The organism is Natronomonas sp. CBA1123, assembly GCF_009741925.1.
GTDB lineage: Archaea > Halobacteriota > Halobacteria > Halobacteriales > Haloarculaceae > Natronomonas.
This window is the reverse complement of sequence record NZ_WPCC01000045.1, coordinates 1-25,192: the sequence shown is the minus strand read 5'-3', so window position 1 is coordinate 25,192 and position 25,192 is coordinate 1. Positions and strand designations below refer to the sequence as shown.

General features: G+C 65.8%; 32 protein-coding genes and 2 pseudogenes. 14 read left to right on the top strand and 20 right to left on the bottom strand.

Features of this window, described 5'->3' with window-relative positions; genetic code table 11:
• Positions 1 to 764 (top strand): putative sulfate/molybdate transporter (locus GJ631_RS15685; protein WP_156710056.1); only part of this gene is annotated, 764 nt, incomplete at its 5' end.
• An 87-nt stretch (positions 765 to 851) separates the two neighbouring features.
• Positions 852 to 1,334 (top strand): hypothetical protein, encoded by a 483-nt coding sequence (locus GJ631_RS15680; protein WP_156710055.1) that lies wholly within the window; start codon positions 852 to 854, stop codon positions 1,332 to 1,334.
• Here the strand turns inward: GJ631_RS15680 and GJ631_RS15675 are convergent.
• Both GJ631_RS15675 and GJ631_RS15670 read right to left on the bottom strand, forming a co-directional pair.
• Positions 1,331 to 2,113 carry an SDR family oxidoreductase gene (locus tag GJ631_RS15675; RefSeq protein ID WP_156710054.1) on the bottom strand — a complete coding sequence of 261 codons (783 nt, stop codon included), beginning with the start codon at positions 2,111 to 2,113 and terminating at the stop codon, positions 1,331 to 1,333. The two genes, GJ631_RS15680 and GJ631_RS15675, sit on opposite strands and share 4 nt — an antisense overlap.
• A gap of 54 nt (positions 2,114 to 2,167) precedes the next feature.
• Positions 2,168 to 2,821 carry a non-canonical purine NTP pyrophosphatase gene (locus tag GJ631_RS15670; protein ID WP_156710053.1) on the bottom strand — a complete coding sequence of 218 codons (654 nt, stop codon included), beginning with the start codon at positions 2,819 to 2,821 and terminating at the stop codon, positions 2,168 to 2,170.
• 109 nt (positions 2,822 to 2,930) lie between these two features.
• Here GJ631_RS15670 and GJ631_RS15665 point away from each other — a divergent pair, with 109 nt between their 5' ends.
• Positions 2,931 to 3,329: a hypothetical protein gene (locus GJ631_RS15665; RefSeq protein WP_156710052.1), complete on the top strand. Its 399-nt coding sequence runs from the start codon at positions 2,931 to 2,933 to the stop codon at positions 3,327 to 3,329.
• A 9-nt stretch (positions 3,330 to 3,338) separates the two neighbouring features.
• Here GJ631_RS15665 and hisS read toward each other — a convergent pair whose 3' ends face one another.
• The 10 genes and pseudogenes from hisS to GJ631_RS15615 form a co-directional block, all read right to left on the bottom strand.
• Positions 3,339 to 4,634 carry a histidine--tRNA ligase gene (gene hisS, locus GJ631_RS15660; protein WP_156710051.1) on the bottom strand — a complete coding sequence of 432 codons (1,296 nt, stop codon included), beginning with the start codon at positions 4,632 to 4,634 and terminating at the stop codon, positions 3,339 to 3,341.
• A 131-nt stretch (positions 4,635 to 4,765) separates the two neighbouring features.
• Positions 4,766 to 5,041, bottom strand: a complete 276-nt coding sequence (locus GJ631_RS15655) for a DUF5808 domain-containing protein (protein WP_156710050.1) — start codon at positions 5,039 to 5,041, stop codon at positions 4,766 to 4,768.
• 69 nt (positions 5,042 to 5,110) lie between these two features.
• Positions 5,111 to 6,715, bottom strand: coding sequence for a bifunctional N(6)-L-threonylcarbamoyladenine synthase/serine/threonine protein kinase (locus GJ631_RS15650; protein WP_370518705.1), 1,605 nt, complete (start codon positions 6,713 to 6,715; stop codon positions 5,111 to 5,113).
• Positions 6,716 to 6,718: 3 nt separating this feature from the next.
• Positions 6,719 to 6,853 (bottom strand): 30S ribosomal protein S27ae, encoded by a 135-nt coding sequence (locus GJ631_RS15645; RefSeq protein WP_156710049.1) that lies wholly within the window; start codon positions 6,851 to 6,853, stop codon positions 6,719 to 6,721.
• Positions 6,854 to 7,186, bottom strand: a complete 333-nt coding sequence (locus tag GJ631_RS15640) for a 30S ribosomal protein S24e (RefSeq protein WP_156710048.1) — start codon at positions 7,184 to 7,186, stop codon at positions 6,854 to 6,856.
• A gap of 126 nt (positions 7,187 to 7,312) precedes the next feature.
• Complete coding sequence (locus GJ631_RS15635; RefSeq protein ID WP_156710047.1) at positions 7,313 to 7,852, bottom strand: GTP-dependent dephospho-CoA kinase family protein; 540 nt, start codon at positions 7,850 to 7,852, stop codon at positions 7,313 to 7,315.
• 1 nt (position 7,853) lies between these two features.
• Positions 7,854 to 8,051, bottom strand: a complete 198-nt coding sequence (spt4, locus tag GJ631_RS15630) for a transcription elongation factor subunit Spt4 (protein ID WP_156710046.1) — start codon at positions 8,049 to 8,051, stop codon at positions 7,854 to 7,856.
• Positions 8,052 to 8,621, bottom strand: a complete 570-nt coding sequence (locus GJ631_RS15625; RefSeq protein ID WP_156710045.1) for a DNA-directed RNA polymerase — start codon at positions 8,619 to 8,621, stop codon at positions 8,052 to 8,054.
• A gap of 1 nt (position 8,622) precedes the next feature.
• Complete coding sequence (locus GJ631_RS15620) at positions 8,623 to 8,997, bottom strand: PIN domain-containing protein (RefSeq protein WP_156710044.1); 375 nt, start codon at positions 8,995 to 8,997, stop codon at positions 8,623 to 8,625.
• Positions 8,997 to 10,221, bottom strand: a pseudogene (locus GJ631_RS15615) (translation initiation factor IF-2 subunit gamma). Before GJ631_RS15615 ends, GJ631_RS15620 begins: the two are co-directional and overlap by 1 nt.
• Before the next feature lie 183 nt (positions 10,222 to 10,404).
• On the opposite strand from GJ631_RS15615, the gene GJ631_RS15610 reads away from it, so the two are divergent.
• The 4 genes from GJ631_RS15610 to GJ631_RS15595 all read left to right on the top strand — a co-directional run bounded on the left by GJ631_RS15610 (position 10,405) and on the right by GJ631_RS15595 (position 13,471).
• Entirely contained in the window at positions 10,405 to 11,082 is a 678-nt protein-coding gene (locus GJ631_RS15610; RefSeq protein WP_156710043.1) for a haloacid dehalogenase type II, read from the top strand.
• Between the two features lie 37 nt (positions 11,083 to 11,119).
• Entirely contained in the window at positions 11,120 to 12,037 is a 918-nt protein-coding gene (locus tag GJ631_RS15605; RefSeq protein WP_156710042.1) for a helix-turn-helix domain-containing protein, read from the top strand.
• Positions 12,038 to 12,132: 95 nt separating this feature from the next.
• The gene (locus GJ631_RS15600) at positions 12,133 to 12,426 is read left to right on the top strand and encodes a hypothetical protein (RefSeq protein WP_156710041.1); all 294 of its coding nucleotides are present in this window, start codon (positions 12,133 to 12,135) and stop codon (positions 12,424 to 12,426) included.
• Positions 12,427 to 12,502: 76 nt separating this feature from the next.
• Entirely contained in the window at positions 12,503 to 13,471 is a 969-nt protein-coding gene (locus GJ631_RS15595) for a DUF5787 family protein (RefSeq protein ID WP_370518704.1), read from the top strand.
• 5 nt (positions 13,472 to 13,476) lie between these two features.
• Here the strand turns inward: GJ631_RS15595 and GJ631_RS15590 are convergent, their stop codons facing one another.
• Both GJ631_RS15590 and GJ631_RS15585 read right to left on the bottom strand, forming a co-directional pair.
• Positions 13,477 to 14,301: an MBL fold metallo-hydrolase gene (locus tag GJ631_RS15590; RefSeq protein WP_156710039.1), complete on the bottom strand. Its 825-nt coding sequence runs from the start codon at positions 14,299 to 14,301 to the stop codon at positions 13,477 to 13,479.
• On the bottom strand, positions 14,301 to 15,620 hold the full coding sequence (locus GJ631_RS15585; RefSeq protein WP_156710038.1) for an ATP-binding protein: 1,320 nt from the start codon (positions 15,618 to 15,620) through the stop codon (positions 14,301 to 14,303). The genes GJ631_RS15590 and GJ631_RS15585 overlap by 1 nt, the downstream gene beginning before the upstream one ends.
• A 241-nt stretch (positions 15,621 to 15,861) precedes the next feature.
• Between GJ631_RS15585 and GJ631_RS15580 the strand changes: the two genes are divergently transcribed.
• Positions 15,862 to 17,016: a thiolase family protein gene (locus tag GJ631_RS15580; protein ID WP_156710037.1), complete on the top strand. Its 1,155-nt coding sequence runs from the start codon at positions 15,862 to 15,864 to the stop codon at positions 17,014 to 17,016.
• 126 nt (positions 17,017 to 17,142) lie between these two features.
• Here GJ631_RS15580 and GJ631_RS15575 read toward each other — a convergent pair whose 3' ends face one another.
• The 3 genes from GJ631_RS15575 to hisB all read right to left on the bottom strand — a co-directional run bounded on the left by GJ631_RS15575 (position 17,143) and on the right by hisB (position 19,012).
• The gene (locus tag GJ631_RS15575; protein WP_156710036.1) at positions 17,143 to 17,889 is read right to left on the bottom strand and encodes a universal stress protein; all 747 of its coding nucleotides are present in this window, start codon (positions 17,887 to 17,889) and stop codon (positions 17,143 to 17,145) included.
• Between the two features lie 113 nt (positions 17,890 to 18,002).
• A complete protein-coding gene (locus GJ631_RS15570; protein WP_156710035.1) occupies positions 18,003 to 18,365 on the bottom strand; it encodes a DsrE family protein in 363 nt (120 codons plus the stop codon).
• Positions 18,366 to 18,424: 59 nt separating this feature from the next.
• Entirely contained in the window at positions 18,425 to 19,012 is a 588-nt protein-coding gene (gene hisB / locus GJ631_RS15565; protein WP_156710034.1) for an imidazoleglycerol-phosphate dehydratase HisB, read from the bottom strand.
• Positions 19,013 to 19,086: 74 nt separating this feature from the next.
• Here hisB and GJ631_RS15560 point away from each other — a divergent pair, with 74 nt between their 5' ends.
• Both GJ631_RS15560 and GJ631_RS15555 read left to right on the top strand, forming a co-directional pair.
• Positions 19,087 to 19,260, top strand: coding sequence for a hypothetical protein (locus tag GJ631_RS15560; protein WP_156710033.1), 174 nt, complete (start codon positions 19,087 to 19,089; stop codon positions 19,258 to 19,260).
• A gap of 94 nt (positions 19,261 to 19,354) precedes the next feature.
• Positions 19,355 to 19,495 (top strand): hypothetical protein, encoded by a 141-nt coding sequence (locus tag GJ631_RS15555; protein ID WP_156710032.1) that lies wholly within the window; start codon positions 19,355 to 19,357, stop codon positions 19,493 to 19,495.
• 33 nt (positions 19,496 to 19,528) lie between these two features.
• Here GJ631_RS15555 and hisA read toward each other — a convergent pair whose 3' ends face one another.
• On the bottom strand, positions 19,529 to 20,248 hold the full coding sequence (gene hisA / locus GJ631_RS15550; protein WP_156710031.1) for a 1-(5-phosphoribosyl)-5-[(5-phosphoribosylamino)methylideneamino]imidazole-4-carboxamide isomerase: 720 nt from the start codon (positions 20,246 to 20,248) through the stop codon (positions 19,529 to 19,531).
• Positions 20,249 to 20,335: 87 nt separating this feature from the next.
• Here hisA and GJ631_RS15545 point away from each other — a divergent pair, with 87 nt between their 5' ends.
• A complete protein-coding gene (locus tag GJ631_RS15545) occupies positions 20,336 to 21,532 on the top strand; it encodes an inorganic phosphate transporter (RefSeq protein ID WP_156710030.1) in 1,197 nt (398 codons plus the stop codon).
• A 103-nt stretch (positions 21,533 to 21,635) separates the two neighbouring features.
• Positions 21,636 to 22,025, top strand: a complete 390-nt coding sequence (gene fer / locus GJ631_RS15540; RefSeq protein ID WP_156710029.1) for a ferredoxin Fer — start codon at positions 21,636 to 21,638, stop codon at positions 22,023 to 22,025.
• A 131-nt stretch (positions 22,026 to 22,156) separates the two neighbouring features.
• Here the strand turns inward: fer and GJ631_RS15535 are convergent, their stop codons facing one another.
• Complete coding sequence (locus tag GJ631_RS15535) at positions 22,157 to 23,005, bottom strand: winged helix-turn-helix domain-containing protein (RefSeq protein ID WP_156710028.1); 849 nt, start codon at positions 23,003 to 23,005, stop codon at positions 22,157 to 22,159.
• A gap of 99 nt (positions 23,006 to 23,104) precedes the next feature.
• Positions 23,105 to 23,692, bottom strand: coding sequence for a cysteine hydrolase family protein (locus tag GJ631_RS15530; RefSeq protein WP_156710027.1), 588 nt, complete (start codon positions 23,690 to 23,692; stop codon positions 23,105 to 23,107).
• Between the two features lie 180 nt (positions 23,693 to 23,872).
• Between GJ631_RS15530 and GJ631_RS15525 the strand changes: the two genes are divergently transcribed.
• Positions 23,873 to 24,895: a prepilin peptidase gene (locus GJ631_RS15525; RefSeq protein WP_370518703.1), complete on the top strand. Its 1,023-nt coding sequence runs from the start codon at positions 23,873 to 23,875 to the stop codon at positions 24,893 to 24,895.
• A gap of 37 nt (positions 24,896 to 24,932) precedes the next feature.
• Positions 24,933 to 25,192, top strand: a pseudogene (locus GJ631_RS15520) (hypothetical protein); the annotation flags it as partial.

The following is a 25,192-nucleotide window of genomic DNA, read 5'->3' as shown; positions in this document are numbered from 1 at the left end:
GCGAACCGGTCGTCCGCGGCGTCCAGTTCGCGGTCGCCTGCCTGCTGGTCGTCGCGGCGGCGGACCTCGTCGCCGCCGCGCCGAGCGTCGCCGCCGTCGGCGTCGGTGTCGCTGTCGTGGTCGCGGTCGTCTCCCGCCGTGCCGTCGCACTCGTCGTCCTCGCCGTCGGCTTGGTGTGGGCCGCCGTGACGACGGGCGTTCCCGCTCTCTCGGTCCCGTCGATGGCGCTGTTTCCAAGCGGCCTCCCGAGGCTCTCGGTTGGCGCCGTCGAGGGTCTCGCCGCTCAGTTGGCGATGACGGTCGGCAACGCCGCCGTCGCCACGTCGCTGCTACTCACCGACTACTACGACGCCGACGTGTCGTCCGACCGCCTGGCCGAGAGTATGGGAGCGATGAACCTGCTTGCGGTTCCGCTCGGCGCGCTTCCGATGTGTCACGGCTCCGGCGGCCTCGCCGGCAAACACGCCTTCGGTGCTCGCACGGCGACGGCCAACGTCTTCGCCGGCGGTCTGTACGCCGCCCTCGCAGTTCTCGCCGGCCTGCTCGTCGCGTTTCCGGTAGCGTTGCTCGGCGTACTGTTGGTCGTCGTCGCGGCCTCGCTCGCCCGGACGGCGTTCGCCTCGACCGACCGGTGGCTGTTCGTCGCCTCGGTCGGCGGTCTGGCCGTCATCACCAACGTCGGCGTCGCCTTTCTGGCGGGTGCCGTCTGGTGGGTACTCCGCTCCCGGGCGCCGCGCTTTTCGTGGTTGAACGACGAGTGGTGAGTATGTCTTGGGAAGACCTCTTCGAGCGGGCCGAGGCGTACGACGTGTCCCTCGAAGACGTGACCGAACGGCTCCGGGAGCGACGCCATGACCGGTAACGACCACGACCCGGATTACACTCGAATCGTCGCCGACGCCGACGTACTGGCGGCGGACCTCCTCGTCGGTGGCGCCTCGCGGGCGACGCTCGATGTCCTTCGGGCGCACTCGTGGCTCACGCTCGTCGCGACCGAGCGGCTTCTCGACGACGCGGAGGCCGTCGTCGCCGAGTTGGCCGACGGGTCGCTGGCCGCCGACTGGCGTGAGCATCTCGAGGAGCGGGCCGTAATCGTCGAGCAACCCGAGGGAGACCACCCGGCGCTTGCGGCCGCCTATCGCGGCAACGCCACTCAGGTCGTCTCCCTCGACGAGCAACTGCTGGGTGCGAAGGCCGCCGCGGCGCTCGGCGGGCGAATCGACGTGAGCGTCCGTCCGCCGGACGCTTTCGAGCGGCTCTTCGACCCCGAGAGCGTCTACGAACTGGTCTTCGAGGAGCCGTATCCGGGCCCCGACAGCGACCCTCGCAGCTAGTCGGGCGTGTTGAGGCTCTTTGCGGTCTGTCCGGTGAAGCGATTCGGGAGGACGTTCGAAATTCGAGTGAGGAGTTTGTACTTCCAGCCGGTGACGACGACGGTGTCGCCCGCCTGTAGTCCGTCGTAGCCGGCTTCCGCGACCATCTCGACGTCCTGCATCGACCCGCTTCCGAGCGGGGTGTCCTCGTTTTCGGCGCGGGACTGAAACTCCGTCTCGACGGGGCCGGGACACAGTACGGTCACTGTCACGCCCTCCGTTCGGAGCTCCTCGGCGATACCCTCCGAGAAGTTCTTCATGTAGGCTTTCGAGGCGTAGTAGATAGCCATGAACGGCCCGGGGAACCACGCGGCCGTCGAGGCGACGTTCAGGACGCCGCCGTGGCCCCGGTCGGCCATATCCCTACCGTAGCGATGGACTAGCTCGGTCGGCGTCACCACGTTCAACTGCAGTTGGTCGAGTTCCCGGTCGAGGTCGTTGTCGACGAACGCACCCTGCGTTCCGATGCCGACGTTGTTGACGAGCACGTCGACTTCGATGCCCCGGCGCTCGGTCTCCTCGTACAACTCCGCGGGTGCTTCCCGGGTCGAGAGGTCCTGAACGACGGTGTGGGCCTCGATTCCGTGGTCGTCTTCGAGCTGCTCGGCCAGGGTTCGGAGTTTCTCCTCGCGTCGTGCCACGAGTACGACATCGTGGCCACCCGCCGCGAACTGCTCGGACAGCGCCTTCCCGATTCCCGCCGACGCGCCCGTCACGAGCGCGGTTCCATCGACTGCCATATCCGAGTGCCGTCCGAGACCGCCCTAAAGCTACGGGCGGGCTATCCGGGCCGTTTAATCCACTCGGCGGTTCGCGTACCACTCGGCGAACTTCCCGAGCGCGCGACCGCGGTGTGAGATGGCGTTCTTCCGTTCGGCGCTCATTTCGGCGAACGTGGTGCCGTCGTGTTCGAAGATGGGGTCGTAGCCGAAGCCACCCTCCCCGCGCGGTTCGACGATGGTTCCGGGGACCGCTCCTGTGAACAGTTTCACGGGTAGGTCGCTTCCGGCGACGGTGTCGTCCGTCGTCGCACCCGCTCGGTCGTCAGCCGAGAGGTCCTGTCCGCGGCGGTCGCCGGTGTCGACGGGTTCGGGGGAGGCTTCGAACCCCTCGCCGTCGCAGTAGGCGATGACACACCGGAACTGCGCTCGGGTGGCGTCCTCTCCGCGCGCGAGGCGGCCCACCCGTTCGATGCCCAGCGTGTTCTCGACGTACGCCGAATAGGGGCCGGGGAAGCCGTCGAACCCCTCGATGTAGAGGCCGGCGTCGTCGACGATGACCGGTTCGTCGGCGTACTCGAAGGCCGACCGGGCGCCCTCAGCGGCGACGGCTTCCAGCGAATCGGCCTGTATCTCCGGGTAGTCGTAATCGAGCGCAGCGATGTCGTCGCCGAGATACTCCTCGGCCTCCCTGACTTTCCCCTCGTTGGTCGTCACGTACCGAAGCATGGGCGTCGGTTCGGCGGGAGCGCGAAAAGCCCCACCGATACGCGACGGCAGCGTTCGCGTTTCGCTGCCACCCTGAGGCTTATGCGCATGTGAACCGTACGCACGGCTGATGACCGATTCGGATGCGGACCCGGACGAGATTCGCGACGTGCTGTTGGAGTACTCCGACCACCGGGCCGTCCGCAACGTGTTCAGCGCCCACCGTGGACAGGGGTCGGCGGACCTCACCGACTACGTCGAGGCGATGCGGGCGACCGACGGCACGCTCGCACTCGTCGCCAGCGACGGCGCCGCCGACGTGTACGCCCGCTGGGACGGCCGCGGCGCCCGCTACGAGCACCTGACGCTGTGGCCGCCGTGGAGCATCGGCGGCTACGACCACAAGGACAGCGCGACGCTGGCGACGTATCTCGGCGAAAAGGACGACCTCCGGCCGACGCTTCACGACTACACGCCCTTCGCCGACCAAGAGGTGCTGTCGAGTCTCTCACACCGAATCTGGCCCTGAGCGGGGAACTCAGTAGTCGTCGTAGGTCGGCCGGTCGTACTCGCCGGGGAACTCCGCAAGCGGGACCTGCTTCTGGTCGCCCGACTCCATGTCTTTCAGCGTCACGGCGTCGTCTGCGAGGTCCTGTTCGCCCACGACGACGACCGTCTCGGCGTTGATACCGTCGGCGTAGCCGAGTTGGTCGCCGAACCCGCGACCCGTCAGATTCGACTCGACGACGTTGCCGGACGCCCGGAGTTGCCGGGCGATATCGGCGGCGACGTCGCGGGTGTCACCGACCGTCAGGACGTAGTAATCCGTCGTCAGTTCCTCCTCGGGCCAGACGCCCGCCCGCTGACACAGCAGGCTCAGGGTGGCGTGGCCGATGCCGACGCCGACCGCGGGCGTCGGCTGGCCACCGAACCCCTCGATGAGGTCGTCGTAGCGACCGCCGCCGAACACCGACCGCGACACTTCCCCGGCGGTGTCGAAGCACTCGAAGACGACGCCGGTGTAGTAATCCAGTCCGCGGGCGGTCTCCAAGGAGACCGTACAGAACTCGTCGGCGCCGAAGTCGTCGGCGGCGTCGAGCACTGCACGCAGGTTCTCGACGGCCGACTTCACGCGGTCGGTGCCGGCGAACTCGACGAGGTCGTCGAGGTCGTCGGTCGCCAACACCGCATCGAAGGACTCGGCTTCCTCCCGTGTCAGGCCGGCTTCGACGAGCAACTCGTGGTACTCCGCGTCGTCTATCTTCTGGCTCTTGTCGACGGCCCGAATCGCATCGGCGGTGTCGATATCGCTGTCCAGGGACTCCAGCAAACCTCCCAGTATGTCGCGGTGGGAGACACGGAACTCGAAATCCTCGGCGGTCAATCCGAGTTCGGTCAACACGTCGGCGGCCGCGGCGAGGATTTCGGCATCGGCTTCGGGGTCCGAGACGCCGAAGATGTCGACGTTGGTCTGGTAGAACTCCCGGAACCGGCCCTGCTGGACCTGCTCGTAGCGCCAGAACGGTCGCGTCGAGAACCATTTGATGGGCTTCTGTAGCGCCTGCTGTTTGGCGACGACCATCCGTGCGACCGTCGGCGTCAACTCCGGCGTCAACGCGACGTTGCGACCACCCTTGTCCTCGAAGGTGTACAGCTCTTCGACGATTTCCTCGCCCGATTTGTCGACGTACATCTCGGTCCGCTCCATCGCCGGCGTCCCGACCTCTCGGAAGCCGTACCGACGCAGTTGCTCCTCTACGGCGTCGGTGACCTCCCGTCGGGCAGACATCTCGCCGGGGTAGAAATCGCGGAACCCCTTCAGCCGGTCGTACATGCCCACGGCTTCGAGAGGGGAGGCACTAAAAGGTGCGATTGTGCGCGCGGTTCAGCTGGCGGTTCGCTGTTCACGGCTCGCTTCGCTCGCCGTTCACTCCTTCGAGGCTTCTCGCTCCGCTCGAAGCCTCGCTAGTCGTCGACGACGACTTCGACAGGCTCCTCTGTGTCGTCCTCGGTGGGAGCTTCGCTGGCCTGTCGCTGCTGGTAGAACAGCGCGCCGGCGACGGCCAGCACTATCCACGACCGCCAGTTGGCGAGGTTGAGCGTGTAGCCGATGCCGAACGGCTTCTCGACGAGCATGCCCTCGTCGGGTTGCCAGTAAGCACTCATCATCCGTCCGAGCGACGGTCGTTCGAAGTTGTACGGCACGCCGAACAGTTCGCCGGACTGCGGCTTGTCGGTCATGTCTCGGGGTACGACCGGCCGGAACTTATAGCCACGCCCCTCGCTACGATGCCGGCTCACCACGCGGCCTCACTGGTATCGACCGCGGCCCTCTATCTCCCGTAACTGCTCGACGACGCGGGGGTCGCCGGCTTCGCGATAGGCGTCTTCGAAGGCCTCGAACAGTTCGGGCGCGTCGTCGGCTGTCCCACCCAACGCCCCCTCGAAGACGTGGAGGTCCATCGCGTAGTCCTCGATGTCGTCGGTGTAGTAGCCCAACCCGAAGTCGATGAGGTACGTCCGGTCGCCGTCTTCCCCGCCGACGCGGGCGTTCCGGGGCGTCGGGTCACCGTGGACGAACCCGGCCTCGTGGCAGCGAGCGAGATGTCGCCCAACGTCGCGGACGCCGGATTCGTCTAGGTCGTCCCGCAAGTCCGCATCACCGACGTACTCGAAGACGAGCCGACCCTCGGCGGGGTCGACGTCGAAGACGACCGGCGTCGGTACGCCGAGGCGTCGGGCCTCGCTCGTCAGTCGGGCTTCAGAGCGCGTCCGCCGCGTCCGGAGCGCTGCGTCGAGTTCCGGGTGTCGATAGGGCTTCGAAAGCCGCTGTTTGTGCGCCCGTCGGCCGTCGAGGTCGACGACCGCCTCCGCGCCCTGCTGGCGGTCGTCGTCGGCGACCGGTTCGGCGACGGCCTCACCCGAGCGCCACATCACCTCCACCTCGTCGGGTCGGAAGTTCGGCAACACGCGGGAGTCGTCGATGTCGACGGTGTCGCCGGCCTCGTACATCTTCGCGCCGAGGACGGCTATCATGCCCGCGTTGTCCCGGAGGAATCGGGGTTCGGGGGCGTAGAAGTCGGCCCCGCGCTCCTCGCACATCGATTCCAGCATCGACCGCAGGCGGTCGTTCTGGGCGACGCCGCCGCCCAAGACGAGTTCGTTCGCACCGGTCAACGACAGTGCCCGCTCGCTTACTTCGGCGAGCATGGCGAAGACGTTCTCCTGGAGCCCACAGCAGACGTCTTCGACGGGCACGCCGTCGTCGTAGGCGGCCTTCGCCGCCGACATGATGCCGGAAAACGAGAAGTCCATTCCCTTGACGACGTACGGCAACTCGACGTACTCGCCGTCGCGGGCGTGGGCTTCGACCTTCGGGCCGCCGGGATGGCTCCAGCCGACGTGGCGGGTGAACTTATCCAGGGCGTTACCGACGCCGGTGTCCATCGTCTCACCCAACACGCGGTATCGGCCGTTCCGGTAGCCGAGGACGTGGGCGTTCGCACCGGAGGCGTTCAGACACACCGGCGAGTCGAACCCCGAGCGGTGCCGCCCGATTTCGAGGTGGGCGACCATGTGATTGACACCGACGAGCGGTACGTCCAAGCTTCCAGAGAGCGCTCGAGCGGCCGTTCCGACGATGCGGAGACAGGGGCCGATACCGGGCCCTCTGGAGAAGGCGACGGCGTCCAGGGCCTCGCTTGGGTCGCCGTAGGTCTCTCGCACCTCGTCGAGAACCGTCTCGAGGACGGTCGGAATCGCCTCCCGCATGTGTTCGGCGGCCTCGCGCGGATGAATGCCGCCGCTGTCCGGTTGGTAGGCGTCGGATTCGATAGAAACGGTGTCCGTCTCGGAATCGAACAGCGCCGCACTGGCACACCAGGCGGTCCCCTCGATGCCGAGTACGCGGGTCACGACCTACTTGAATTCGGTGTAGCTACACTTCCCGCAGTGCTTGCGGTCGCCGTAGTCACCGAGGAACGTGTCGCCACAGCGGGGGCACATCTCCTTGTCAGTCGTGCCGTCGTCGTTGTAGTACTCGTGGCGCGCCATCTAGGCTTCCTCCGCTTCCGTGTCGGCGTCCTCGGCGGCCGCCTCCTCGTCGTCGGCGGTAATCTTGTTCCGCTCGAGCATGTACTCCTGCTCGACGGCCTTGGCGTCGTCGGCGCTGTCGTACACCTTCGCGTAGCCGACGGACTTCCGCATGCCGTATTTGGTGTCGAGTTTGTGGACGACGACCTCGCCGGCGTCCTTGTTCAGTTTCGCGGCCAGCGAGTCGCGGACCGACAGTCGCTCCGGCGTCGCCTCCTCGTGAGTCAGCTGGAACCGGACGTCCGTCCGGTGCAACATTGGGTTCTCGTCTTCATCGATGATTTCGACGTCCATGGTTACGTTGCCCGAATTTTCCCCCGAAGCGCGTAAAAGGATTTCGAAGCGCGAGACGCCGTCCAGAGGCCGTTTCGGGTCCACACAACCCGTCGAAAACTGGGCGACTGGAGGGTCTCCGTGGCCTCAGACGCCGAGAATATCGAACAACCGCTCCGAATCGCCCTCCATCCGCTCGAGTAGGTCCCGACACTCCGCCCGGAGGGTCTCGTCGACGGTGACGAGGACCATTCCCTCGTCGGGTTGGCCGTAGACGACGGCGGCGCCGTCGGGGGCGGCGACGACGGCGGGTAGCGCCGCGAGGTCCTCCTCGCCGACGACGGTGATGACGGTCGACCCCCCGCTGTCGATAGCGTCGTCGAGTGCCTTGAGCAGTTCGGCGGTCAGCGTGGCCGGCGGGTTCTCGACCTCCCGCTGGTGGTCGAAGCCCTCGATGGCGTCGAGGATTTCCCGCTCGACGCGTTCGCGTTTCGTTTTCCCGTCGACCAACGCCACGTCGGGACGGTGGCCAGCCTCCAGGAGGTGATACGTGACGATATCGCCGACGGCGATTATCGGGCCGTCGGTGTCGGCGAGAAGCGCGTCCGTGTCGGTGTAGATGGGTCCGAGGGGGTCTTTCAGTTCGCCGCGGAGCTCCCTCTGCAGTTCGACGAGGACCTCGGCCATCTCAGCGGACCTTCAGCGCGTAGCGTCCGGGTTCCGTGATTTCCATCTCGGCGGCGATTTGGCTCTCCTCCGGGTGGGCGATGACGACGTAGCCGGCCCAGTCCTCGGTCAGGGAGTTCGAGGCACAGACGGGACACTGCTCGCCGTCGTCGATTTCGAGGACGCGGTGACAGTCCCGACACACCAGTCTGTCTGCCATCTAATCACCGGCCTCCGCCTCGTGGCGTTCCCGGTCGGCCTCGAGCCAGCCGTGTTTCCCGAGTCCCGGCTGTTTCGCGGTGAGTCCGATTTTCGAGTCCCGGGGGTTCCGCTCGTCGATGCTCTTCGTGACGATACGCGCCCGGACGGAGTCACCGACGCTGAGCACGCGGTTGGAGTCCCGAGAGGCCAACTGTTGGTTCTCCTCGTCGTAGGCCAGGTACTCGTCGGATATCTGGGAGACGTGGAGCAGTCCGTCGACGGGGCCGATGCCGACGAAGGCCCCGAAGTTGACGACTTCGACGACCTCGCCGTCGACGACCTCCTGCATCTGTGGGTCGTAGGTGACGGCGTCGAACTCCGCCTCGTAGTAGACGCCCGGCCGATTCGGCAAGACGGCGCCGTCACCGATGTCGTGGACCTCCGTCACCGAGACGACGCTGCCGACCGATTCGTCCATCCGTCCTTCGAGCTTGTCCTGCAGCAGCCGCTTGACCAGCTCGGGCGACACCTCCGCGAGATGCCGCGGCGGCACCTCGACCGTGTCCTTGAGTCGTACCCGTTTGTACATGTTATGGTTGAGTTACTTCGAGTTTGTTACGCCCCCGTAAACTAATTACGGGAACGTTTTCGTCCAGTAGCCGCCGCCGCAGCGGCATGTCGTTCGTGACCGCACCGTCGAGTTCGCGGGCGATTTCGACGACCGCATCGTCCGCGTAGCCCGCTTCGTGCTCGATTACGTCGCACTCCCGGCGTGCGAGGTCCGCGCCGACGCTTGCGGCCTTCGCCTCCTCGCCGTTGCCCTCGGCGAGGTCGTCGAGTTCCTCCAGCACCGCCCGCGGGACGACCGTCTCGTGGTCGCCGAGCAGGCGGTCCAACTCCTCGAACGTCCGGACGCCGACTTCGACCGGCATCATCAGTGCGTTCGTATCGAGCACCACGCGCATCACCGAAGCGTTCCGACGCCGATGAGTCGCCAGCGCGCGCCGACTCGGCGATTGATTGCGATTTTCGCTCCCTCGGCGGCACAGACGGGGCGTTTGAGGTTCACTTCACACTCGCCGTCGCGGGCGCTCGTGACTGCACCGACGGTCGTCGCCGTCCCGATAGTCATCATCAGCGGTTCGCCCGTCGAAATCTCCTCGACGTCGCCTTCACCGACGATGCGGTCGAACAGTTCGACGTCCATCGTGAACGCCTCGTGGGTCGGTGGGAGGCTCCCCGGCGGGCCAGCGACCTGTCCCGCGAGGGCGTCGCCCTTCGTCAGCGAGGGGTCCAGTCCCGTGCCGACGCCGAGCAGTCCCCCCCGGCGAAACCTCGTCGACGAACTCGCCGCCGGCCTGCAGCGACCGAACCGTCGTCTCGACGGGGTGGTACTCGGATTGGCCGCCCTCCTCGATTTCGCGACCGGGTTTGATTTCGATTTCGTCGTCGACTTCGAGTTGTCCCTGCGTGAGCGACCCGCCCAACACGCCGCCGGTGAGGTCCTCCCAGGTCGTCCCGGGTCGGTTGATGTCGAACGAGCGTGCGACCTGGAGTCGCGCGTCGGCGTCGGGGTCTCGCTCCGGCGTCGGGATGGTCTCCTCGACGGTCTGGATGAGGAGGTCCATGTTGACGTTCTGCTGGGCCGAGATGGGGACGATGGGTGCGTCCTCTGCGACCGTTCCTTCGACGAACTCCTCGATTTGCTCGTAGTTCCGGAGCGCCTGCTCGCGGTCGACGAGGTCGATTTTGTTCTGGGCGATGACGATGTTCTCGATGCCGATGATGTCCAGCGCCATCAGGTGTTCTTCGGTCTGGGCCTGGGGCACCGGTTCGTTGGCACCGACGACGAGCACCGCGCCGTCCATGATGGAGGCACCCGACAGCATCGTCGCCATGAGCGTCTCGTGGCCCGGTGCGTCGACGAACGACACCGTCCGAAGATGCTCACTGGGCGAGCCGTCCGGACACTCCTCCTCGACGGTGTACCGTTCCGGTTCGTCGAGGTCCGGGCAGTGCCGGAACGTCGCGTCGGCGTACCCGAGGCGAATGGAGATGCCTCGCTTCATCTCCTCGGAGTGCTGGTCGGTCCACTCCCCGGAAAGCGCCTGCACGAGCGTCGTCTTCCCGTGGTCGACGTGGCCGACCAGTCCGATGTTCACCTCCGGTTGTCGGTGTTCTTGCGTCATTTAGTAATGATGTGGATATCCACTCGTGCGCGTCATAACGCTTCCGCTTCGTTCGCTCCGTCGAGTGGTCGCGCCCGGCGCTGTCGACGTTCGTTTCAGGACGCAGGGACCGCTAGCAACCGAGTGTGTCCGTCACACGACCACTGCCCACAGTGATAAGCCTCCCGAGTGCAACCACGGGGTATGACCTCGGTCGAAACAGTCACGTTCGACTCCTACAGCACGCTCCTCGACGTCGACGCCGTCGAGGCCGCCCTCGAAGACGCCGTCGAGAACCCACGACCCATCTCCCAACACTGGCGGTCGCGGTCGCTGATGTACACGATGGTTGCAAACGAAATCGACGCTTACGACACGTTCTACGCGTTCAATCGGGCGGCACTGGAACACGCCCTCGAAACCCACGGCGTCGACCTCCCCGAGAGCGAACGCGAGGAGATACTGGCGACGTATCACGACCTGCGCGTCTTCGACGACGTACAGGACGGGATGGCTGCGTTGACCGACGCTGGCTACGACGTGTACGTCGTCTCCAACGGCAACCCCGAGATGCTCGCGTCGCTCGTCGAAACCGCCGGCATCGACGAGTACATCGGAGATACCATCAGCGCCGACGAGGTCGAGACCTACAAGCCGAACGCCGAAATCTACCGCCACGCTGCTGCCCGAACCGGGACGCCGATAGACGCCATCGCCCACGTTAGCGCGGGCTTCTTCGACGTACTCGGCGCCCAACACGCCGGCATGACCGGTGTCTGGCTCGACCGCGGGAAGGTCCCGTGGGACGGCTTCGCCGGCGACCCCGACGCGACCGTCTCGGACATCCGTGACGTGACAGACGTAATACAAAAGCGGGATTGAGCGAAGATATTAGCCGGAGGACGCCCTCTGTGTGTGTATGAGTGACGCAGAAGGTACCGCCACGGAGCTCGAGGGCCGGGGTGCCGCCTCCCCGTTCGACTGTGAGGCGTGTCTCGACCCCGCAGAGGCCTTCGCGGTCGTCGGCAACGAGACCAGATTCGCCATCCTCAAGGCGCTCTGGGAAGCCCCGGACCGTCCGGTTACGTTCTCGGCGCTTCGAGAGCGCGTCGGCATCCGTGACAGCGCCCAGTTCAACTACCATCTCCAGAAGCTGACGGGCCAGTTCGTCCGCAAGACCGACGACGGCTACGACTTCCGAAGCGCCGGCCGCGCCGTCATTCAGGCGGTGCTGTCGGGGTCGCTGAACCAAGACCCCGAATTCGGCCCGTTTTCGGTCGAAGGGGAGTGTATCGACTGTGGAACCGGGCTGCAGGCGTACTACGAGGAGGAACTGCTGCACATCGACTGCCCGTCGTGTGGCCGCGCTCACACCGACTGGCAGTTCCCGCCGGGTGGCCTCGAAGGCCGTGACCGCGAGGCGGTGATGGACGCGTTCAATCAGCGGGTTCGACACCTACTGTGTCTCTCCGCCGACGGCGTCTGTCCGGCCTGCAACGGGCGCATGCAGACGGCCATAGCCCACGCCGACGCGGAAGACGACACCGACGTGGCGGTGACCCACCGGTGTCGCCGATGTGAGAACACGACGAAGACGACTGTCGGCATCGCGCTCCTCGACGACGCGGAAGTGGTCTCCTTCTATCGGGACCACGGCATCGACCTCAACGCGGTCCCGTTCTGGACGCTCGAGTGGTGTGTTTCGGACCGCCACACCGAAATCGTCGACGACGACCCGTGGCGACTGGCCGTCGAGATACCGCTGGACGACGAACGACTCAGCGTGGTCCTCGACGAGTCGCTTTCGGTCGTCGAGGCCGAGCGTTCGGACGTGTAAGTATCAATCTCTATACCTAACTGGGTTTCAGTCGGTTCGTCTACAAAAGTGTATTTCTGCGAACATATATCCCGGTGTGGACCGTTCGTACTGATATGAATCAAGGAACCAAACAGGCCGGACGAACCGTCTCCGCTCCGCCCGCGTCGGGGCGTGTCACACGAACCGAACGCGGGGACCTCGTAGTCACCGTTCCGGCGTTGGCCGTGCAGGTGCTGTCGGTACTCGTCGTGTTGGCCGCCGGTCTCGCCGTCCCCGCCGCCGTCGTCGGCGTCCTCTCGGTTGTTGGGACGCCGCCGCTGGCGTTGCTCACCCTTCCTGCGTTGCTCGCCGTCGGCTTCGTCGCCCCCTTCGCGGCCGTAGGCGTCGCCGCCACGCTGCTCGGATAGCCGTCCCGACGCTCGGCCCTCCATCCGTTCCGTCGGTAACCGACCGTTTTTGCTCCTCGCGGCCCCACCTTCGGTCGTGCGGGAGTACCCCTTCGAACTCGCGGTGTGTGCCACCATCGAGGCCGAAAGCGACGGCCTCATCGCCCGCCAACTCGGCACGCACACCCGCATCGTCGACGCCGTCGAAATCCGTCCGGGTCCGGAGTTCGAGGACCGCGTCGCCATCACCGCCGAGTCGATTCCCAACCTCGCCATCGAGAGCGACGTTGGCGCGGGGCGGGCCCGCTACTGGAAGGACGCCATCGACGCCGCTCCCGACCGTGCCCGGGAAGTCGTCGACCGCGCGGTCGAAGTCGGGTTCTTCGAGGCCGAGCGCCGCAACGGCCGCCGCTACGTCCGACAGACAGCGCGATACCCCGACTGGGTCGGCGGACTGCGGGCTTTCGAGAACAAACCCGACCTCGGCCGTCCCGGCGACCTCGAACTCCAGTTGCGGAAGGACGTCTCGCTCGCGCTGTTCGATGAGGTGATTCTCGTCACCGAATCCTACGTCACGGGCGCACACCTGAATCGCATCCCCGACTCCGTCGGCGTGTGGCGCTTCGACACCGAAACGGGTGACATCGAGGTGGTTCGGGCGGCCACGCCGCTGTCGACCGACGAACCGGGAGTTGCCGTCCTCGAGGAATCGCCCGCGAGAGTCGACATCGAACCCGTCACCGCCGCCGAGAAGGCCCGCCTCCGTCGGCGAGTCGCGGAACGCGCCTACGGCAAGGGCTGGCGTCCGGAGACGCTCCCGGCCTGTAGCCAAGCCGAGGCGGGTGGCCCGCCGTTCCGGCCGGACGACGCGCTTCCGTACTGCGAGTGGAAGGGTCGGCTGGTCGACCCCGCCCGGGAGTGCGGCGCCGAATGTGGCGGATACGACCCCGCCGACCCACCGGAGGCCGACTGCGAGGCGGCACGCGAACGTCACACGCCGTGGACCGCCGACCCGGCGGGAACCGACCGAAAACAGACGGGATTGGACCGCTTCTCCGGGACGTAGCGCGTCTACAAGTCGAACTGCTCGCCGTCCAGCGCCATATCGTCGTCGAAGGCGTCCTCGGCGGCGATGTAGTGTGAGAGGTGGACGAGACGGTACTCCTCGACCGAGAGGTCCTCGGCGAAGGCGCGTGCGCCCTCGATGGTCATGTGTTTCGTCCCGAAGGTTCGGGGGATGCCGTTCTCGTCGGCGTGGTCGCCGCCGTAGGGGTGGTACTCGCAGTACGCGGCGGGAACGATGCCGTCGACGAACAACAGGTCGGCCCCGGACAGCACTTCTCGGGAGCGCTCGGAGACGCCGTAGTTCGTATCGCCCGACAGCGACAGCACAGCGCCCGTCTCGGGGTCCTCGACGCGCAGGCCGTAACACACCAGCGGCGGGTGTTCGACGGGGACGAGGGTCACCTCGAACCCGCAAGTCTCGAACGGTTCGAACGGCGACTCCGGCGAGACGGTGACGGCGTCGAGGTAATCGTACTTCTCTTCGATGGTCTCGGCGACGCTCTCGCCGGTGACCGGGTCGGTCTCGTCGGCCGCGAACACAGGCACGTCCTCCAGCAGACGGTAGGCGTTGCCCAAGCCGTCGAGGTGGTCGAAGTGGATGTGTGAGATACAGATGGCGTCGGGCAACGCGACGTCGTTGTCGAGGAACTGCTGGCGGAAGTCGGGGCTGGCGTCGACGAGCAACGACTCGCCAGTGCGTTCGTTGTGGACGTGAACCGAAAACCGAGAGCGCTCGACGCCGCGTTCGCGTGCCTCGGTGCAGGTGTCACACTCGCAGTTCGGCGTCGGCGTCCCCGTCGTGTCGCCGGTTCCGAGCAGCGTGACTTCCATCAGTCGTGGTCGTGGTCGTGGCTCGGGCTATCCGAGCCGCCCGCGACGAGCGCGTCCGCGTCGCCCTCTATCATGTCCATGTTCTTGAGGTTGTCACGCTCCTCGAAGTCCTCGATGGCGTCCAAGAGGTCCTCCTGAGTGAGCGTCGTCCGGTTTTCGGTCAGGGCATCGAGGACGGCCTCACGCAGGACGAGTCGGAGGTCGCTCCCCGTCAACCCCTCCGTCGCCTCGGCGAGTTCGTCGGGGTCGAAGTCGTCGACGTCCATCCGTCGGGTGACGATGCGGAGGATGTCCGCACGCATGTTCCGGTCCGGTTTCGGGAAGTTGACGATTTCGTCGAAGCGGCGCCAGGCCGCGGCGTCGAGTTGGTCGGGGTGGTTCGTCGCGCCGATGAGAAGCACGTCGTCTTGAATCAGCGAAATCTCGTCGATGCTCTTCAGCAGCGTGTTGACGGCGCGTTTGATGGCGGCGTGTTCGTCCGACGAGCGGGTCTTCGCGACGAAGTCGAACTCGTCCATGAAGAGGATACACGGCGAGAGCCGCTTTGCGACCTCGAAGGTCTTATCGACGTTCTTGGCCGTCTCGCCGAGATACTGACTCGTTATCATCGAGAGTTTCACCTCGACGAACGGCAAATCGAGGTCCTGTGCGAGCGCGCGGGCGACGGAGGTCTTCCCCGTTCCGGGCGGCCCGACGAAGAGGAGTTTCCCGATTTCACGCAGACCGATTTCCGCGAGGTAATCGCGGTGTTCGATGGCCTTGACGACCTTGTGAATCTCGTTTTCCTGGTCGGCCGTGAGGACGAGGTCGTCGAGGGTCATCTCGATTTCCTCGGGGGCGCGCACGTCGACGAGGTCGAGCATCTCCTCTTCGTCCTCGTCGAACATCTCCTCCAGCAGCGAGTCTATCCACACCCGGTCGGCGTGGATTGGTCGGTTCTGCTCGCGGGCGGCCTCGTAGTCGACGCCCAACTCCTCGCCGAAGGCGTAGGCCAGCGTCGGATTGCCGAGCAGTTGCTCCTCGGAGAGGCGCTCTTTGAGCCACGATTCGGCCATCCCGCGGTCGGTGAACTCTATCTTCCCGGAGAAGTCGTCGCGGTCGGTGAACATCAGCCCCGAGACCGCTTCCCAGGGGCGTTCGACGCCGGTCGCCGCTGCGGCCGTGTTCGTCGTGGTCGTCAGCGGCCGTTCGACCTCGCCGTCCTCCCAGAACACCCGACGATAGCGGGGTGGAAGGTCTCGCTCGTCGAGGTCGTGGTTCTCCGTGTAGATGGCCGCAGTCAACAGAAACTCGACTACATCGAGCTCGGGGCTGCTCATTCCCCGAAACCTTACCGGGTCGGAAGTATAAGCCCGTCGAAAGGCGCTGAGATGCGCCCACGGTTTCGGAACGGGCGGTTCCGCCCCTCACTGCCGGCGGTCACTCACGGACACCTCCGTTCTTTATAAATTACCTTCTCCACGAGGTTAACAGAATATGTCTACTGTCCCTAATGCGCTAACATGAGAAAAATGACCGAGTAGAAGCTTTAACGTGCGAGCAAAAATAATGAGGGTTCGTATGAGTGCCAACACACCGGTCGTAGTCAAAGCGTATCGCACCCCGTTCGGGAAGGAAGACGGCGTCTTCTCCGAGGTTCGCCCGGAGGACCTCTCGATTCCGCTCATCAACCGCATCCTCGAGGAGACGGACCTCACCGGCGAGGACGTCGACGACCTCCAGTGGGGCTGTGCCCAACAGCGCGAAGAGCAGGGCAACAACATGGCCCGCGTCATCGCGCTGATGTCCGAACTCGGCGAGGACACGCCCGCGACGACCATCAACCGCTGGTGTGCCTCCTCGGCGCAGGCGGTCATCTCCGCCGCGGACGCGATTCGGGCCGGCCAGCGTGACTGTATCATCGCCGGCGGCGTCGAGTCGATGTCCCGCGTGAAGATGGGCCAGAACAACGAGATTCATCCCGGCCTCAACGACCACCACAACATCGCTGCCCTGCAGATGGGCATCACCGCCGAGACCGTCGCCGAGCGCTACGACGTGAGCCGCGAAGAACAGGACGAGTACGCCGCCCGCTCCCAGCAGCGCGCCGTCGCCGCCACCGAGGAGGGCCGTTTCGACGACGAAATCGTCCCCATCGAGGGCCACGACGACGAGGGCAACGAGATTCTCGTCGAGGAAGACGAGGGGCTCCGCCCCGGCACGACCGCGGAGAAACTCGCCGAACTGCCGACCGTCTTCCAGGCCGACGGCACCGTCACGCCCGGCAACGCCTCCCAGACGACCGACGGCGCTGCTGCGCTGTTGGTCACCTCCGAGGAGTTCGCCGAGGAACACGACTTCGAAATCCTCGCGGAAGTCGGCAACAACTCCGTCGCCGGCGTCGAACCCGAGGTCATGGGTATCGGCCCGATTCCGGCGTGTGAGGAACTGTTCGAGCGCTCCGGGACGACCGCCGACGACTACGACCTCGTCGAGTTGAACGAGGCCTTCGCCTCCCAGTGTTACTACTGCCAGCAGGAACTCGGCTTCGACGACGACATCTACAACGTCAACGGCGGCGCCATCGCCATCGGCCACCCGCTGGGTGCGACCGGCGCGCGACTGCCCGTCACGCTCATCCACGAGATGCGCAAGCGCGACGACGCCGAACTCGGCCTCGCCACCGAATGCGTCGGCTTCGGCCAGGGCGCAGCCATCGAGTTCGAGCTCCGGTAAACGCCGAGCGCGTCGAACGACTCACGACTTTCTTTCAGCGAATCCCGACTCAGTAGCCGGTCGCGTGGCCCTGTCTGTCGTGTCGATGAGACCCGAAAACGTGTGCGGGCTTCGTTATCGGAACCGTCACTCCGTATCGGTCGCCGCTTCCTCGACCTCCGGTTCCTCGTGTTGGATGACGAAGACCGGACCGAGGAACTGCTTGGCGACCTGGTCTGCGGTCATCCCGAACAGGAACGTCGTCACCGATGGGTCGGATTCGCCCATGACGATTGCGTCGTTGTCGTCGGCAGCATCGAGGATTAACTCCTGAGCGTCGTCTCCACGCGCGATTTGGGTCTCGATTAACTCCGGGGAGACGCCTTCTTCGGAGAGTCGAGTCGCGATTCCGTCGAGCAGCGTCTCGACGTCCTCGTCTGATTCGTCCGCTTCAGCGACGTGATACAGGGTCACGCGTATATCGAGCGGTGCGAACAGGCCCGAAACCAATTTGATGAATCGGTCGACACCGACGATTCCGCGGACCGCGACCAGAACGTTCTCGAGCGGTCTCGTCGCATTTGGAATCAGGGTCGCGAGACAGTTGTGCTCGTCCGTCATCCGGTCGATTGTCGTCTGCTCGTCGTGGGTGAACACGACCCGTGATTCGACTGTCGCTCCCGCGTGTTCGAGTATCGCCGTGAAATCCTCGAGACGGCGAATGGCCTGGTCTTCGAACTGCTGGCGCGCCTGGTCGGTGGCAGTCTGTTCCGGCACGACGTGGTAGCCGAGCAGGACGACGTGGGCGTTCGTCAGGAGTTCGGGAACGCCCTCCGGAATCGATTCCCCCTCGAGAACGCTGACCGGGAGCAGGATGGTTGGTCTGTCTTCCATTGTCTGAACGCCCCGTCGAATCCGATGGGACTGACTTAGATGTCTGATGCGCTCCGATGATAAAGCCAGCGTGCGCTCGCTCGCACCTCGGGGGTGTTCGCTTTCGTCGTCCCTCAAGGCAGTTTGAGGTATCCGTTGCCGTGCCACTGCAACCGCGTCACTTCGGCGACCCCGGAGTCGACGGTGTCGACGCCATCTGCTAGCTCATCCGGCGAATACCCGAGCCGCTCCAGCGAGTTGGAACAGGCGAGAATCCGGACGCCGGAGTCGGCCAGTCGGGAGAGCCGGTCGGCGTCCGGTTCGTCCGCCTGCAGGAACCGGGTCGCGTCGCCGTTGACGACGATGGTTATCAGATTCGGTTCGACTGGCACGCTCTCGTCGCTGTGGAGGTTCGAGACGTTTCGGAGCGCCTGCTGCCAGTCGTTGGCGTCGGGACTCGTGATGTGGACGACGACGCCATCGATGTGGCCGCTCATGGCCGTGTTTCGTTCGACTTGGAAATAAAGTCCGCCCCGGTTCGAGTGCCGACGCTCACCTACAGTTCGCCTTTCGTACTCGGCGTGTCGCTTCGGCGCTCGTCGATGCGGGTCGCGTCGTCGAGTCCCCGCGCCAGCGCCTTGAACAGCGCCTCGACCTCGTGGTGGGCGTTCTCCCCCGACACCGACGCGTGCAGCGTCAGTCCGGCGTTCAGCGCCAGCGATTCGGCGAAGTGTCGAGCCATGTCGCTGGTGAAATCGCCGACGGTCGGCTGGGAGAACTCCCCGTCGAAGTAGAACCGTGGTCGCCCTGACACGTCGACGACGACCTCGGCGACGGCCTCGTCGAGCGGCACCTTCCGGTCGGCGTAGCGGACGATGCCCCGCTTGTCGCCGAGGGCGTCCTCGAAGGCCGCACCGAGGGTGATGGCCACGTCCTCGACGGTGTGGTGGTCGTCGATAGCGAGGTCGCCGTCACACCGGACGGTCACATCGAAGAGGCCGTGTTTCGCCAGCGCCTCCAGCATGTGGTCGAAGAAGCCGACGCCGGTCTCGACGGTGGCGTCGCCGTCGCCGTCGAGGTCCAGCGTCACCTCGATGTCCGTCTCGGCGGTTTCGCGGGTCCGTGCTGCCGTCCGGTCTGTCATGTGCGGTAGTTCTCGCGCTCGCTTAAGGTGGTTGCGGCGACGTGATTTTTATATATGGGCGCCGAACTGTCAGTATGCTCGAACTGCTCGGACTCGCGTGGTCGGCGTGGAAACTGAGCGTCAAGCGGGTGGGGCCGCTCGGCGCGGCGGTGGTCGCGCTCCTCGTGGTCGTCGGGTTCGTCTTCCTGCGTGACTATCTCGTCGAGAACTACCCCCGTCTCGGGGAGGCCGTCGACGACGCGGTGTAGGGGCGTGTCGGCGTCGAACCGCCGTCGTCGTACGGGTGCGTGACGGCCGTCTGACTGAACGTTTTGACCCCTCGACGACAACGTCGGTCGTTGTATGAGCGCGCGAAACCTGCTCCCCGTCGCCGCGGCGCTGGCCGAACCCGTCGCGCCAGAGCTCCCGGCGACGACCAAAGCGGGACTGCTCGCACGCGCGGCGGCGCTGTACCGCCGGGTTCGGGCGACGGTTCGCCGATAGGCCGGCGTTCGCCCTGGCGACCAGCGACGGCGCCTACACCGACTCCATCGCTTCTTCGAGCGTGAACCGACCCTCGTAGAGCGCCGTTCCGACGACGACCGCCGCCGCTCCGGCGTCTTTCAGCGCACGCACGTCCGCCAGCGTCGAGACGCCGCCGCTGGCGACGACGGGGATGTCGACCGCGTCGACGACCGCCTCCACTGGGCCGCGGCGGATTCCGTCCAGTTGTCCCTCGACGTCCACGTCAGTGAAGAGAATCGCGCCAGCGCCCTCGTCCTCGTAGCGTGCGGCGGCTTCGGCCGGGTCCAACCCCGTGCCCTCGGTCCACCCCGAGACGACGACTTCCCCGCCTTTCGCATCGAGGCTCACCATCACGCTGCCGGGGAAGTCCTCGCTGATGGCGCCGACGATGGCGGGGTTCTCGACGGCCGCCGTCCCGAGGATGACGCGGTCGACGCCCAAATCCAGGAGCGAACAGGCGTCGTGGGCGGTCCGGATGCCGCCGCCCAACTGGACGTCCACGTCGACGGCGTCGAGAATCGCCTCGACGGCGGGGGCGTTCTCGCGGTCGCCCTCGAAGGCGCCGTCGAGGTCGACGAGATGTAGCGTCTCCGCGCCGGCGTCGACCCACCGCTCGGCCGCTTCGACGGGGTCGCCGTAGGTCTTGCCGGTGCCGCGCTCGCCGCCGACCAACTGGACGACCTGTCCGTCCTGCATGTCGACCGCAGGGATGACCTCGAACTCCGGAAACATACGTATTCAACCGATGGGGGCGGCCAAAAGCCTGCCCGTTGGAAGGTGAGCGTGGCGCTTATTTGCCGACCAATCCACCAATCCCGTATGGAAGCGTTGCTCGTCGTGGGCCTCCTCGTTGCGGTCTTCGTCGGCTACAACATCGGTGGCGCGAACACCGCTCCCGCGTTCGGCCCCGCCGTCGGCGCGAACATCCTCCCGAAGGCCGGCGCGGGACTGTTGATGACGGTGTTTTTCTTCGTCGGCGGTTGGACGCTGGGTCGTGAGGTCGTCGAGACGCTGGGCGGGGAAATCGTCCCTGCCGAACTGTTCACGACGCAGGCGAGCATCGTCGTCCTCTTTTTCATCGGCTTGGCGCTGTTCATCTCGAACGTCTTCGGCGTTCCCGCCTCGACGTCGATGACCGCCGTCGGCTCTATCGCCGGGCTCGGACTGGCGACCGGCGACCTCAACTGGGCCGTGATGGGCCAAATCGTCAGCTGGTGGGTCGTCGCCCCCATCGTCGCCTTCTGGGTCAGCGGCGTCATCGGCCGGTACCTCTATCCGTACCTCAATCAGTGGGTCGCCATCGCGGGCACGGAGGGCGGTCCGTTCCGAATCGAGCGGTCGGGCCGGATACCGACGGTGCATCTCACGGATGGAGCCACCCGACGGGAACTGGTCGGCACGCTGCTTCTCGTCGCAATCGGCTGTTTCATGGCGTTTTCCAGCGGGGCCTCGAACGTCGCCAACGCCGTTGGGCCGCTGTTCGGCAGCGGCGCGATAACGATGAACGTCGGCATCCTGCTGGCGTCGGGCGCCGTCGGTCTCGGCGCGTTCACCATCGCCCGCCGGACGCTCGATACGATGGGCAACGACCTCACCCAACTCCCGCTGACCGCCGCCATCGTCGTCGCCGTCGTCTCCTCGACGCTGACGGCGGGCCTCGCCGCAATCGGCGTTCCCGCCAGTTTCGTCATCATCGCGACGATGTCCATCGTCGGCCTCGGGTGGGGGCGGGCGACGCGGACGACGACCGCCCGGGATGCGGTTCGGGGTGAGGGGGTGGGAGCGAACGTCTCCGTCGGGGCGCTGGCGGCCGACGACGCGGCGACCGTCGGGAGTACCGAGACGGACGGCGCTTCGGCACGACCGATGGGCGAGGAAAGCCCCGAGGACATCCCCGCGGCATCGGACCTGTTCGACCCGGAGACGACCGGACGTGTCATCCTGATGCAGAACGTCGTCCCCGCAGTCGCCACTATCGGGGCGTTTCTCGTGTTTCGGTTCACGCTCGTGGCGTGATGGGAAGTCGCATCGAAGAAAAGTGAACGTACGTACGTATTGCACCGACGACCCGTCTCCTAACAGCAACCTTCAACACAGAGGCGCGTGAACTCACTCAGTGATGCCCACGGTAGAATACCTCAACTACGAAGTGCTGGACGACCACGGCTGGGACATCGACGACGACGGCCTCTTCGATGAGGCCGCAGATGCCGGCCTCGACGACGAGGACTACGGTACGCTCGATGTCGCGGAGGGTGAGTACATCCTCGAATCCGCCGAGGCGCAGGGCTTCGATTGGCCCTTCTCCTGCCGCGCCGGTGCGTGTGCGAACTGCGCGGCCATCGTCAAGGAGGGCGAAATCGACATGGACATGCAGCAAATCCTCTCCGACGAGGAGGTCGAAGAGAAAGGCGTTCGCCTGACCTGTATCGGCAGCCCCGCTGCCGACACGGTCAAAATCGTCTACAACGCCAAACACCTCGACTACCTGCAGAACCGCGTCATCTAAGCCGCGTGTGTCCTGTCTTGGGACACCGTTTGCGTATCGTGTAGCGTCGCGCTCGCCTCGCCGGCGGGGCGTGCCGATTTCTCATTCGAGGGTCACGGCGACCCCCTGTATCCGTTTTCGAAAAGCGAGGGCTATCCCGTCTGCTCCGTCTCGAAATCCGCCGCCGACAGGCCTTCGGCGTTCCGTTCGTAGCGTTCGAACGTCGCTTCGCCCCACTCGCGAAACGCGGTGTTCGACGACTGCACCAGCGCCCGCGGAATCCCCTCGGCGTCGGCGACGCCGATTTCGATTCGCTCGTCGTCCGGTAACCCGAGGTAGAACGGCAGCGTGCCGTCGGCGATGGCGACCTCGAATCGGTCCGTGGCGAGCTTTTCGCGGAACAGTTCCGCGAAGGGCTCTTCCATGACGTGGTCGGCACACGCCGGTCCGAGGACGATGCTCGCGGTGAACTCCCCGTTCGTGATTCGGTCGTGGACCAGTTCCGTTCCGTCGAGTTCGATGGCGGGCAGGAACCCCCGGAACCGGTCTGCGGTGCGTATCGTCTCGGTCTGGGTCTGTGCCGGCGCGTACGGCTCCGCCGTCGTCGACACCGTCAACTCGGCGCCGGCGAGCCACTCCGGCTCGATATCGAACGACGACGGCGGGACGTGCTCCAGCAACGGCGCGAACTCCTCGGTGAGCCGGAGGGTCTCCGAGAGCCGAGTGAACTCCGCGGCCACGAGCTCCCCGGCCGCGGTCACCCGATAGCCGTCGTCCGTCGATTCGACCCAGCCGCGGCTCAGAAACCCCTCGAGGGTCCGCCGAACCGTCGACCGAGAGGCGTCGACGGACGCGCGAACGTCCCGACGGCTCATCGCGTCTCCTCGAAGCACGTTCAGTATTCGCAGTCGGTGTCGCGACCCGGAGAGGAAGTCGATATCCGCCACGACCGGGGCGTCGCCGAGTTGACCCGGCTCGTCCGAACGTCGTTCGTCACCCATCGCTAGCCGAGTACCGTCCGAAACCATTTAGAATGACCGTGTGGGTTTCGGACGCTGAGACAACGCTGTGTTTGCGGCCGACCCCACACAGCGTGTTCGCTACGAGTTGGCTTCCAGCGCCGCCAGCAGCGTCGCGGTCTCGACGACGGTCGCGAACTCCCCGGAGAGTTGCGCGAGCGCGAGTCGGTGGTTCTGCTCGGCGGCGTAGCGAGTGCCGTCGAACTCGCGGTCGAAGGTGACGGAGGCGTCGCTGACGAGGTACACCTCGAAGCCGAGGTTCTCGGCCATCCGGGTCGTCGTCGACACGCAGTGGTCGGTGGTGAAGCCGGCGACGACGAGCCGTTCGATGCCCGCATCCCGCAGTCGGCGTTCGAGGTCGGTTCCGATGAAGGCGCTGTTGACCTGCTTTTCGACGACGGGTTCGTCGCCTTGGGGTTCTGCCTCGGGCTTGAACTCGTTGCCGGGGCGGCCCGGCCGTAGCGGCGAATCCCGTTCCGTCGAGTCGTGTTTGACGTGATAGATGGGTCGGCCGCTCTCGCGCCACTGGCCCAACAGCTCCGCGAGGTGGCGCTCCGCGTCGGGGTTGTTCCGGTCGCCCCAGCGGTCGTCGTCGAACCCCTGCTGTACGTCGACGAGCACGAGTGCGGCGTCGTCAAGATTCAACGTCTCGTAGTCCCGAAACGGCATGGCCCTGATGGGTCATCGATAGTCAACCGTCAGGGATATACTTTCCCTATCGGGCGTATTCTGTGGGCAAAATAGTGAACGAACGTTCGAAAATGGGGCGAGAATACGATACGAGCGTCGTTCAGCCACGGTCGACGAAGAGTGCTTGCGTTTAAGAGGGATGTGGACACACTCCCCTACGTGTCGTCGCTGCTCTTCGATTTCGCGACCGGGCCCGACATCATCCGACTGCTGGCCGTTCCGGTGTTCGGGTGGGCCGCCTACCGCGACATCGAAACCCGACGTGTCCCGAACCGGACGTGGCTTCCCCTCGCCATCGCCGGCCTCCTCGCGCTGGCGTGGGACGCGTGGCTCGTGGCCGACGCCGCCGCCTTCGAACAGCGACGCTTCGCGGTACAGGTCGTCCTCTCGGTCGGCCTCGTCGCGCCGCTGGGGTACATCTTCTGGCGACTCGGCGGCTTCGGCGGCGCCGACGCCAAGGCCATCATGACGCTCGCGTTGCTGTTGCCCGTCTATCCGGCGTTTTTCGTCGGGACGGGTGTGTATCCGCCGTCCGGAAACCAACCGCCGCTCGGCGTCTTCTCGCTGAGCATCCTCTCGAACACCGTTCTCGTCGGCCTCGCCTATCCCTTCTTCCTCGCCGGAGTGAACGCGCTCAGAGGCGCGTTCACGCCCGCGATGTTCATCGGCCGTGCCGTCGCCATCGACGACATCCTCTCGGAGTACGGCCGTCTGCTCGAAACGACCGAGGGGTTCACCCGACAGGGGCTCGATATCGACGCGCTCCGGATGTATCTCCGCTGGCGGGGCGTCTCCTTCGAGGCGGTTCGGGCGACCCCCGACCGGTATCGGCACCCGCTCCCGACCGAACGCAACGACCCCGGCGATGGCTCCATCGCGGCCGACGAGCGCGCGTTGACCGACGGTGGGAGCGTCATTACCGACGCTTCCGACGCCCCGGAGGCCGCGGTCCGACCGCTCGATACGTGGGGCGCCGAGCGATTCCTCGAAGAACACAGTGCCTACGGGACGACGCCCGAGGAACTCCGGGAGGGACTGGAGGTACTCACCGAACCGGACCGGGAGTCGGTCTGGATTACCCCCGGCGTCCCGTTCATCGTCCCGATGTTCGTCGGCTTGCTGCTGGCGCTCACGTTCGGCGATTTGCTGTTCGTCCTCCTCGGGCTCTTCGGGGCGGCGTAGGCGTCGGGCTTAAGCCCCCGCAGGCGAACTCTCGGCCGTGATTGTCGTCGCCACGGACGATTTCGAGGTGTACCACGGCGTCGTCGGCGAGCTCCGTGACCGCGGCGTCGAGTTCACGACGTTGGAACCCGGCGAGTCGCTTCCGGAGGCGGCTCGCGTCGCCATCGTCGGCCCCGAGGACGAACACCCCGACGTGGAGACGGTTCGGGCGACGCCGGACGACCCTCGCCGTGCGGTCGACGCCGCCCTCGCGATTCTCCGTGGCGACGGCGGCCGAACCGTCGTCGGCATCGACCC